The organism is Wolbachia endosymbiont of Nasonia giraulti (genome assembly GCF_048054155.1).
Lineage (GTDB): Bacteria > Pseudomonadota > Alphaproteobacteria > Rickettsiales > Anaplasmataceae > Wolbachia > Wolbachia pipientis_C.
Map to the genome: position 1 here is coordinate 1 of NZ_JAFEVH010000033.1, position 10,046 is coordinate 10,046.

The 10,046-nt window shown below is 32.5% G+C and carries 11 protein-coding genes and 1 pseudogene; 4 read left to right on the forward strand and 8 right to left on the reverse strand.

The window, feature by feature from the left end:
* Nucleotides 1-333 precede the first annotated feature (333 nt).
* From lgt to JR312_RS04650, 3 genes are all read right to left on the reverse strand, one after another.
* Nucleotides 334-1,125: a prolipoprotein diacylglyceryl transferase gene (gene lgt, locus JR312_RS04640; protein WP_416647844.1), complete on the reverse strand. Its 792-nt coding sequence runs from the start codon at nt 1,123-1,125 to the stop codon at nt 334-336.
* A gap of 6 nt (nt 1,126-1,131) precedes the next feature.
* Nucleotides 1,132-1,581 (reverse strand): SsrA-binding protein SmpB, encoded by a 450-nt coding sequence (gene smpB / locus JR312_RS04645; RefSeq protein WP_264331226.1) that lies wholly within the window; start codon nt 1,579-1,581, stop codon nt 1,132-1,134.
* An 88-nt stretch (nt 1,582-1,669) separates the two neighbouring features.
* Entirely contained in the window at nt 1,670-2,581 is a 912-nt protein-coding gene (locus JR312_RS04650; RefSeq protein ID WP_416647845.1) for an ankyrin repeat domain-containing protein, read from the reverse strand.
* Between the two features lie 103 nt (nt 2,582-2,684).
* On the opposite strand from JR312_RS04650, the gene JR312_RS04655 reads away from it, so the two are divergent.
* Entirely contained in the window at nt 2,685-3,206 is a 522-nt protein-coding gene (locus JR312_RS04655; protein WP_006015458.1) for a Na+/H+ antiporter subunit E, read from the forward strand.
* Here JR312_RS04655 and JR312_RS04660 read toward each other — a convergent pair.
* Complete coding sequence (locus JR312_RS04660; protein WP_007301944.1) at nt 3,199-3,615, reverse strand: hypothetical protein; 417 nt, start codon at nt 3,613-3,615, stop codon at nt 3,199-3,201. The genes JR312_RS04655 and JR312_RS04660 overlap by 8 nt on opposite strands.
* 266 nt (nt 3,616-3,881) lie before the next feature.
* On the opposite strand from JR312_RS04660, the gene purN reads away from it, so the two are divergent.
* Entirely contained in the window at nt 3,882-4,448 is a 567-nt protein-coding gene (gene purN / locus JR312_RS04665) for a phosphoribosylglycinamide formyltransferase (RefSeq protein ID WP_416647846.1), read from the forward strand.
* Here the strand turns inward: purN and JR312_RS04670 are convergent.
* The 4 genes and pseudogenes from JR312_RS04670 to ribF form a co-directional block, all read right to left on the reverse strand.
* Complete coding sequence (locus tag JR312_RS04670; RefSeq protein ID WP_416647847.1) at nt 4,442-5,761, reverse strand: M16 family metallopeptidase; 1,320 nt, start codon at nt 5,759-5,761, stop codon at nt 4,442-4,444. The two genes, purN and JR312_RS04670, sit on opposite strands and share 7 nt — an antisense overlap.
* Nucleotides 5,748-7,079 (reverse strand): M16 family metallopeptidase, encoded by a 1,332-nt coding sequence (locus tag JR312_RS04675; protein ID WP_416647848.1) that lies wholly within the window; start codon nt 7,077-7,079, stop codon nt 5,748-5,750. The genes JR312_RS04670 and JR312_RS04675 overlap by 14 nt, the downstream gene beginning before the upstream one ends.
* Nucleotides 7,080-7,083: 4 nt before the next feature.
* Nucleotides 7,084-7,558, reverse strand: a pseudogene (gene lspA, locus JR312_RS04680) (signal peptidase II).
* Nucleotides 7,555-8,487 carry a riboflavin biosynthesis protein RibF gene (ribF, locus tag JR312_RS04685; protein ID WP_264337145.1) on the reverse strand — a complete coding sequence of 311 codons (933 nt, stop codon included), beginning with the start codon at nt 8,485-8,487 and terminating at the stop codon, nt 7,555-7,557. Before ribF ends, lspA begins: the two are co-directional and overlap by 4 nt.
* A gap of 68 nt (nt 8,488-8,555) precedes the next feature.
* Here ribF and JR312_RS04690 point away from each other — a divergent pair, with 68 nt between their 5' ends.
* Both JR312_RS04690 and JR312_RS04695 read left to right on the forward strand, forming a co-directional pair.
* Nucleotides 8,556-8,927, forward strand: a complete 372-nt coding sequence (locus tag JR312_RS04690; protein WP_264331219.1) for a glutaredoxin — start codon at nt 8,556-8,558, stop codon at nt 8,925-8,927.
* A gap of 95 nt (nt 8,928-9,022) precedes the next feature.
* Complete coding sequence (locus JR312_RS04695) at nt 9,023-9,895, forward strand: hypothetical protein (RefSeq protein ID WP_264331218.1); 873 nt, start codon at nt 9,023-9,025, stop codon at nt 9,893-9,895.
* Nucleotides 9,896-10,046: the final 151 nt, after the last annotated feature.

Genomic DNA, 10,046 nt, shown 5'->3' on the forward strand with positions numbered 1-10,046 from the left:
AAAAAGGTAGAGCAAAAGTGGATTACTGCTTTGCCTAATTGGGCTTTAACTATGTCTCAACTTGATATCTTTTTTCCTGGTAGGTTAAAAATTGAGTTGAATTGAAAATGCGGTTTGACACACTTTTTTGAACGTTCCCGAATATTCTGGTGGAAAATGAATATCTACTTAGTAATGAATTTGGTCAGTAGCTACTAAGTTTTTCTTATAGCTATACAACGAAGGTTTGCTGGTCTTACATTTATTCTCTGCAACACGAAAAGTTAGTACAGTTGTACATGCTATGTAGTAGATAAACTTCTACTATATTTTTTTATTCAACTTACCTCTTGTCTATTGAATAGATTTTGTATCAAACCTAAAATTCAACGCACCTAAATATATAAGCATTCCCACCAAAATCATAGGTATAGAAAGCAACTGTCCCATAGTTAAATTGAACCATAAATAGCCAATTTGATAGTCTGGCTCGCGGAAAAATTCAACCATAAAACGTGCTACTCCATACAACATAACTGCAACTCCAGTTGTTGCACCATAATACAATCTCATTTTGTTCAAGAAAAATAGTGAATTTACAACTACGAAAAGTAGCGCTCCTTCTAAAAATGCTTCATAAAGTTGGCTTGGATGGCGCAATAAATTATCACCACTTTCTGGAAATACCATACCCCACGGCATAGTTGTAACCCTGCCAAATAACTCTCCATTTATAAAATTACCTATGCGGCCTAGAAGTAAACCTATCGGAACTCCACAAGAAATTAGATCCAGTGTGTAAAATATAGGAATGTTATGTCTTCTACAGGAGATTATTACTGCAAGCAAAACTCCTATAGCACCGCCATGAAATGACATCCCTCCTTCCCAGGTCTTTAGTATCTCGATAGGATTGCTTATATAGAGAACCGGATCATATATCAATACGTAGCCAAGCCTACCTCCAAGGATAATGCCTATAATAACGGCTGTTAATAACGAATCGTAAAAATTCTTAGTAAATATTTTTTGATTGTCTAGCTTATGTAAATACCAATATGCAGAAACTATACCCAAAACATATGCTAAAGAGTACCAATATATAGAAACAGGACCGATGCTAAAAATAACTGGACTTAAAGACATATTTTACTACAAATTATTCTTAGACAATCTACTTTTCTCACGGTCCCACTCTCTCTGCTTTATGGTTGCTCTCTTATCGTAGAGTTTTTTTCCTTTAACAATAGCAATTTTAGTTTTTGCCAACCCTTTATCATTAAAATAGATAGAAAGTGGCACAACAGTTATTCCAGAGATTTTGATTTGACCAATTAGCTTATTTATCTCTTTTTTATGCAAAAGCAATTTTCGTTCTCTTTTTGGCTTGTGATTCTTTTGGTTTGCAGCTTTATACTCTGCAATATGCATATTGTTTAGCCATATTTCACCTTTTTTTTCAGTAACGTAAGCATCAGAAATGTTTGCTTTTCTTTCCCTTAGTGATTTTACTTCACTACTTAAGAGGATTATACCTGCTTCAAATTCTTCTAAGATAAAGTATTCAAACCTTGCTTTCCTATTTTCTGCAATAACTTCCATATCTAAAGATATCTTTAAGCTTCAATATATTACAGAACTTTTGGTTTAATTCATAACAAAACAATTATCTCAGTAAATGCAAGTTTGGTTAAAAAAGCTCTAATCTTCCTGCAAGTGTAATTTGTTCCACTCTTCCTACTGCCATTTCAGACCTAGGAATAGCATTACCTGACAAAGAACTTATCACATCTTTGCAGCCCCATTCAATAGCAAAGTGTAAAGGAGCATATCTATTATTGTTCTGTTTACTAACATATGCCCCACTTTCAATTAAAATATCTCTTATACTTTCATGATCGCTAGCAAAATGCAAAGGAGCGCGTCCACAACTATCCCACACATTAACACATGCTCCATGTTCAATCAGAGTTCTTACTATGTTTTCATTATCACTTTCAGCAGCAAAATGCAAGGGAGTGCTTCTATAATTATCCCACGCATCGACATATGCTCCGTGTTCAATTAGAGCTATTACTATGTTCTCATAGCCACTCTTAGTAGCAAAATGTAGAGGAGTGTGTCCATCATTGTTCTGCGCGTTAACATCTGCTCCACATGCAATTAGAGCTCTTACTACACTTTCATTTCCACCTTCGGCAGCAAGATGTAAAGGTGTACATACATCATTGTCCCACGCATTAACATTTGCTCCACTTTCAATTAAAATATCTAATATGCCTTTGTGGTTCCATTCAGCAGCAAAATGTAAAGGGGTGCATCCATCGCTGTCCCATGCATCAACATATGCTCCATATTCAATTAGAGCTATTACTATGTTCTCATAGCCACTCTTAGCAGCAAAATGCAACAATGTAGTTTCTACAGGATCTAGATCACTATGTGTAGTGAATATATGATTGATATTAAATCCACTATCTTCCCACCTCCGTAAATCAATTCTTTCTAATTTTATTTTTATTCTTTCAACTATGTTGTTCTTGCTTAAACCTGAAGTATCATTTATTTCTTCAAGCATTTTTAGAAAATCATCAAGCGTCATAATCTCCACTACTTATTAAAATAACTTGGTTATTATGTTCTTTGACACAAAAATCAAGAACTTTTTATTTTCCTAAAAAATCATTTAAGTTATACTCCAAATCATGAAAGTCAGGCAAAATATTAAGTTTTTTTCTCTATCATTTGTGATTTTGTCTTCTCTATGGATTACATTGTCTGGTTATTTCGAGCCTTTTTTTATTCTCTGTGGAGTATTTTCTTCTGTGTTCACATTGATTATCTTTAAAAGGTTAATTGATGCTGAAAGTGCCCTTAGTCAAATTCTAAATGATAGTGGTAGGCTGTCACTTTATCAGCTTATAAGTTATATACCTTGGCTAATTTACCAAATTATTTTTTCAAGTATTTATGTAACAAAAAAGGTGCTACGATTCAAATCTACAGTTGAGCCAATTGTTATTGTAAGGGAATGCATAGGACATAATGATAAGACCATTGCATTATTTGCTAACTCGGTTACGATTACTCCTGGAACTTTAACTATCAATGTTGAAAAGAAGCAGAAAACATATTTATCTACCATATGTTTGATAGATAAAGATCTTGAAAGTGGCATTTCTGAAATAGAAGGTAAAGTCTTAAAAATGCTACACCTAGTTAAGTAATTGCTTTAAATAAGTTAACAGCGTCTCTGTATTCTCTTCTTAGGCTTTCAAGCATTTCTTTTGGAAGGCTATCAATAACAGTAGAACATAAATAATTGTACAAATCTTCTAGCCTTGATATGTTATTTTTCTTCTTGCTGTTGAATTTGTACGGAAAAATGCCCTCCATAATTTCAATATCAACAACCTTATTTAAAAATGCATTTTCACTTGTTATGCTTATTCTTGTAAGTATAGTATTAATTTCAGGTTCATTACTCGTATAAATATCTGATAATTCTGCCATTTTAATGACGTATAAAGTTACTACTTTTGATAAACAATTATCAGAATATTCACAATTTTTTATTACCTCCCACTGAGTAACCTGAGACTTGCTTGTTTTTGCATTGCTTGGTAATTTATTCATTGAATTTTCTCCATTTAATTCAGTGTAGTAAATTATACTAATACTTTGCTAAATAAATAATAACGCAGCCATAAAAATATGCATTTATTTACCATAAATTGTATAATATTCCTAAAATTAAATGTTAAAGTTACTTCAAACTGAATGATTTCTTTAATTCCATGTTATCCAGCAGTGTAAAGTATTGCTACACAATAGTATTTATTCTAAAATAAACTTTCCTTTTGAGCTATTTTATTAATATCCATTCTTGCGGCTGCACTAAAATGAAAAAGATAAAACTTGGAATACTAATTTCAGGTAGAGGATCAAACATGCAGGCTTTAATAGAAGCATGTCAAGATCAGAATTTCCCTGCTGAAACTGTGTGTGTTATCACAAATAATAGTGAAGCTGGAGGCCTTAAAATAGCAAAGCAAGCAGGAGTTTCAGCATTTGTTATTGAAGATAAGCCACTTGATACTGATAAAATTCATGAAATACTTGTTCAACATAAGGTTGATTTAATTTGCCTTGCAGGGTTTATGAGAATTATAAAGGCCAATTTCCTGAATAAATGGCATAACAAAGTTATAAATATTCATCCCTCTTTACTTCCGTCATTTAAGGGCCTAAATGCTCAGGAGCAAGCTCTGAAAGCGGGTGTAAAAATTACAGGATGTACTGTGCATTATGTTACTCCTGAAATTGATGCTGGAGCCATAATCGCTCAAGCTACTGTTCCAGTGTTACCAAATGATGATGTTCACGGTCTCTCAGAGCGCATTCTAGCTGAAGAGCATAAGTGTTATGTAAAAGCAGTAAGATCAATAGCAGAAGGTATTAACTATTGACCTTGAGCGTTTCTTCCAACTTCAACAAAAAATAAATTTTCAGGATTTAGTAAAGAACTTGCCAGCTTGTTTACTTTTTCCAATTGAACATCATTAATGATATTTGCATAATTATTTATATGGTTAATATCACGATCGTCTATCTGCATACTATCCAGTAACGTTGCTGTATTCGCATTATTGGATAGAAAAGAGAAGATAAGGTTTACTAAACTGATTTTTGCATCCTTGAATAGTTGTTCGTCAATTCCTTCCTCTTTTATTCTGCTAAATGTATCTTTTACTGCTGATATAGCTTTGCTAGCAGTGGAACTATCAGTACTCATAAATCCAGATATAATATTTCCATGCTTATTAGGAACATTACGTGCACTGACACCATAAGTAATACCTAGATTTTGTCTCAACTCTTTCATCAGTATTGAGTTTAGACTCATACCACCAAGCGCATTAATCAAAACACTAGCATTATAGTAATTAGGGTCTTCATATGCTATGCCTCTTTGAGCAAAAAGTATTACACTCTGTGGTATATCCATAAAAACGCTCTTACTTTCTGCAGGCCCAAATTCATTTTTTACAGATACCTTCCTAATTTTTGATCTTTTTGATGGTAACTTAGATAAATATTTATCGAGTAGCGTACTAACTTCTTCTTTTGTTGTACAACCAACAATACTAATAACGATATTATCCTTAGTAAAACTACGCTTTATGTATGTTAAAACATCGTCTCTAGTAATGCTCATTATAGTGTCTAGAGTTCCATATGGATCTCTTGAGTAAGGATGTTTTTTGAACAACAACGTATCCAACTCTTTTGCAGCAATAAAATAAGGATCTTTTTCAAAATTATTAAAGTTTACTTTGGCTTTTTCAAAAACTCTATTCAATCCTTCAGGATCAACTTTAGGACGCATTATAGCATCACTTAGTAGTGAAATTGCATCCTCTAGATTCTCAGATAAAGTATTCAATGAAACCCTAAATGCTTCTAAACCAGCAATAAAATTTAAACTAATTCCTTTATCCTCAAGCTTTTTTACAAAATCTTTGGCATCATTCTTTCCTGCTCCTTCTTGAATTACAAGAGAAGTAAACCAAGCAAGTCCCTGCTTTTCTGCACTTTCATACACGTAACCTGCATCTTTGAATGATATATTGAGTGAAACTTTTGGTAAATCACGGTTTTTAACAAACAGAAACTTAAGCCCTTTATTAGTAGTAACCTCCTCTATATTTAGGTGGCTGCTCGCCTGCAAATTAAAGCCTAGACAGAAAAAAAGTAGAAATAAAAGTTTACTTACTCTCATCATTATTACCTCCTTTTGGCAGCAAACGGCCGACTAATTTATTAGTAGAAAAAATAGTACGAATTTTGTGATTTACATCTTTCAGATTGACATCATTAATTTTGCTATATGAAATGTCTATTTCATCAAGTGGGATACCTAGTGCTAGACGTGGTATATAAAACATTGCTACACTAGTTAAATCAGATAGATTATCAAACTGTGCTGCTTTGTATTTAGACTTTGTGCTTTGCAACTCTTCACTTGTTATTTCTTCAGAGGTAAAGTGATTAATAGAATTTTCTAACTCTCTTGCAACAGCATCCAAATCTACCCCGCTTTTTGGAGTTACCCGAATCTCAATGTAACCATTACTAAAAGCTAAGCTATTATAATAAGCAAACACTTCTACTGCTACATTCTTATCTAGAACTAAATCTTTATATAGCTTACTAGACTTGCCATTCCCCAAAACATCAACTGCCAAATCAACAGGAAAAGTTTCACTTATTTGCTCAAATAAAGGAATACTACAGCGAAAGTATAAAACTGGCTCTTTCACTTCAGTGCTTTCTAAAATTACCGATATATCTGCATTATGTATTGAATCTTGGTTCGGATAATGCTTAACTACAGGCTCAGCTTTAATTGCACCATATTTTTCCTTTGCTAATTCCGCTACTTCTTCAAATTCTACATCACCAACAACGAGCAGTATAGCATTACCTGGATGATAATAGTTATCATGAAACCTTGTTATGTCATCTTGATTGTAAGTTTTAATATCGCTCTCCCAACCAATAACAGACCTACCATAACCATTACGATAAAATGCACTGTTCATTTCCTCCCATAGTAAAGCTTCAGGATTATTATCAAATCTCATCTTTCTTTCTTCTAATACGATATTTTTTTCTCTATCTATTTTGTCTTGAGTAACATCAAAATTGCCCATTCTGTCTGCTTCAATTTCCATTGCTAGTGGTAAATCTTTTTTGAGAACTAATTCGTAGTAGCAGGTGTATTCTTTAGTGGTAAAAGCATTAAATTGGGCCCCAATGCTGCCCAAAGTGGATTTTATGTCTTTAAATTTTCCTGTAGTTTCAAACATTAAGTGTTCAAAGTAGTGAGCCAATCCTGCTTTGCCAATTGGGTCATCCATTCCCCCAACTTTATATATTATTGCATGAAAAACAGCTGGAATTCGGTGATTAGGTACTACATAAACATCTAATCCGTTACTGAGCTTAGCATGCTTTATGATTTCAGCTTCCAAAGAAATCGGACAAATGAAAAAAAACACAGATAGTATAAAAAAACTAAAGAATTTGCGAAGCATTATTTCATTCCTCATTTTGCTTAGAGATAGACCTATCATATATACCACTTATATAACAATGTACACATTCCACAAACTATAGATAGATCAGCTAAATTAAAGGCTGGCCAATACCAATCATTGATATGAAAATATATGAAATCATATACAGCGCCCCAATAGATTCTATCAATTACATTTCCGATCGCTCCACCAATCATCAGAGAAAAACTAAGGTAAATTGACTTATCATTAGATTTATATATCAAGTATGCAAGTATACCAATTATTAATATTGAACATACCGAAAAAAAGAAGCTGCCATGCGGCAGAGTACTACACATTCCAAAGCTAATTCCTGAATTCCAAACTTCAACTAATTTCATAAAACTAGTAATCTCGATTGACTCCCCCTCATCAATCAATGAGTTTATATACAATTTACTTGTTTGATCGAATGATACTATAATCAATATAATAACTAAACATATCCTTTTCATAAGTTTATCTTTAACTGGTAAGCCTTCATTATATCACGGTCTATCTGTTTTGTTAACTCGTTAATACTATGGAATTTTTTTTCTGCCCTAATAAATTTTAAAAGTTGTATGTCAACCTTAAAATTGTATACATTTTCGTTGAAGTCAAATATATGCATTTCTACTATAGGTTTTTTTAAGTCCTTAAATGTAGGTCTCATACCAATGTTGACTACTCCATATAGCCAACTTGAACTATTTTCAGAAAATGCAACTTTGGCGTAATATGTACCAAGCTTAGGTTTTATCATGTAATCTTCTATCGGAATGTTTATGGTTGGAAACCCTATTTCTCTACCTCTACATGCACCTTTTGTTACAATACCAGAAACTTGATAAGACCTACCAAGCAATTTATTAGCAATTTCTATTTCGCCTTTTTGTAAACACTCCCTGATTGAGGAAGAAGAGCAAATTTTTCTATCGATTATCAATGGCTCTAATTTAGTTAAAGAATATTCATACATCTGAGAATATTTTTCTAGAGTTAATATGTTACCCAATCGTTTGTGACCAAAAGTACAACTTTCTCCAACAGTTATATGTTTAGCACCATACTTCTTTACCAAAATCTTACCAATAAAGTCATCGCAGCTAACCTCAGAAAAACCTCTACTAAAATTAATAATATACAAGTAATCTATACCATAGCTGCTGATTAGTTCCTTTTTTTGTTCTTGGTCTATTAACCTAAAATTGTTCCTACTAAATAAAACAGTTGATGGGTGAGGCTCAAAAGTTAAAACTGCAGAGGGTAATCCTCTTTCTTGTGCTACCTCCTTTAGATTGGAAATTGCAAACTTATGTCCTAAATGAACGCCATCAAAATTTCCGAAAGTTAGTGCCACATTATCTTTTATCCCTTGCTCACAGTTGTAAATAATTTTCATACAATTTGATATTTTATATATATTTTTTATATATAATAGTTGTATTTTATGAACTATGGAGATAAATCGTGAAAAACACTAAAGGAAAAGTTGTAATATATGTGAAGAAGTACTGCCCATTCTGCAAGAAAGCAAAAGAGTTATTGGATGAAAAAGGTGTGAAATACGAAGAAATTGATGTACTTAGAAACTCGGATTTGTTTGACGGTATAAAATCAAAATATAACGTCAGGACAGTTCCACAAATTTTTATTACTGATGAAAATGGTGATTATTTACATCATATTGCTGGATGTGACAAATTGATGGATCTTGAAAAAGAAGGAAAGTTGGATAATATGTTAAATAACAATGAAGATAGCATTAATGCAACAGCTTACACAAGCGGCAGTGATGAACACGAGGGATGTAATATAATACATAATGAAGATTTTATGTGATTTTTTTGTCTTACCGTTGCTGGCATACCCACTTTAAACAATTTTTAATGAATTAAAAATACAATTCATCTAGTGAGTTTTTTTAGTGGGAAAAAATGATAAAAAATATTATAATTGTTAGCAACAACTTAATTAGTATTGAATTAATTAACAAACAAGATTTAGAGAGTTTCATCAAGATTTTCACAGTGCTTGATAAGCATATAGCAGCTAAAACTCTTTTTACAGAAGAAGTGACAATAGAGTATAAACAACACAATTGCATAGAAGTTGTTGAATTGATAAAAGATACAGGTTTTACATATCATGATGTTGAGAATGTGTTAAATCACCTAAGTAATCATGGAATGAAAGTACCAAGTAGCGTTATAGCAAGCACCCTTTCTTCTTCATACAATCACGCACTTGAGTCTAAGGATGTAGCATTTGCCTGTTCTAAAGGGTTGCCACAATTTTACATCAGGGTAAATAAGAATACCTTTATAATGACTCCTATAAGTGAAGAGAATCTAGAATTGAATTCGCAAAATAGCAAAATGCTTATAGAGTCATTAAAGAGCGAAAAAAGCACTTATGATTGCATAGTGGAAGAAAATATCATCAAAGTTATAGTGCATTCTGAAATACATCAGGCTATAAACTCGATTATAAAATCACTGATAAAGTCTTGCCTTTTAGCAAGAGATGAAGAAGAAAAATTCAAAGAGAAATTGAGACAACTTGCTTTTAAAGATCAAGCTTTCGTTGAGTATTCTAGCATCAAAACCATTCATAGATATCCGAATAACCATCCTCTGAGAAAGCATGAAAGTGTTATTAAAGATATAGAAAATATTTTATGTGATTTCATAATAAATGAGAACAGCGGGTTTGCTATAGAGCGGTTAAATAAACTGGGCTCAGAAGTCTCTCCAAATACTCCAAGAATCATCACTAAAACTATAGATAAGCTTGTTAAGTTTCACTAAAATGTTGTTGGAATGGGAACGTTCAAAAAAGTGTGTCAAACCGCATTTTCAATTCAACTCAATTTTTAACCTACCAGGAAAAAAGATATCAAGTTGAGACATAGTTAAAGCCCAATTAGGCAAAGCAGTAATCCACTTTTGCTCTACCTTT

Coding starts and splice junctions, on each gene's coding strand:
- JR312_RS04670 (WP_416647847.1), bottom strand. CDS start 5,761: ATGAGAGTAAGTAAACTTTTATTTCTACTTTTTTTCTGTCTAGGCTTT.
- JR312_RS04695 (WP_264331218.1), top strand. CDS start 9,023: ATGATAAAAAATATTATAATTGTTAGCAACAACTTAATTAGTATTGAA.
- smpB (WP_264331226.1), bottom strand. CDS start 1,581: ATGGAAGTTATTGCAGAAAATAGGAAAGCAAGGTTTGAATACTTTATC.
- JR312_RS04675 (WP_416647848.1), bottom strand. CDS start 7,079: ATGCTTCGCAAATTCTTTAGTTTTTTTATACTATCTGTGTTTTTTTTC.
- JR312_RS04655 (WP_006015458.1), top strand. CDS start 2,685: ATGAAAGTCAGGCAAAATATTAAGTTTTTTTCTCTATCATTTGTGATT.
- JR312_RS04660 (WP_007301944.1), bottom strand. CDS start 3,615: ATGAATAAATTACCAAGCAATGCAAAAACAAGCAAGTCTCAGGTTACT.
- JR312_RS04650 (WP_416647845.1), bottom strand. CDS start 2,581: ATGACGCTTGATGATTTTCTAAAAATGCTTGAAGAAATAAATGATACT.
- lgt (WP_416647844.1), bottom strand. CDS start 1,125: ATGTCTTTAAGTCCAGTTATTTTTAGCATCGGTCCTGTTTCTATATAT.
- purN (WP_416647846.1), top strand. CDS start 3,882: ATGAAAAAGATAAAACTTGGAATACTAATTTCAGGTAGAGGATCAAAC.
- ribF (WP_264337145.1), bottom strand. CDS start 8,487: ATGAAAATTATTTACAACTGTGAGCAAGGGATAAAAGATAATGTGGCA.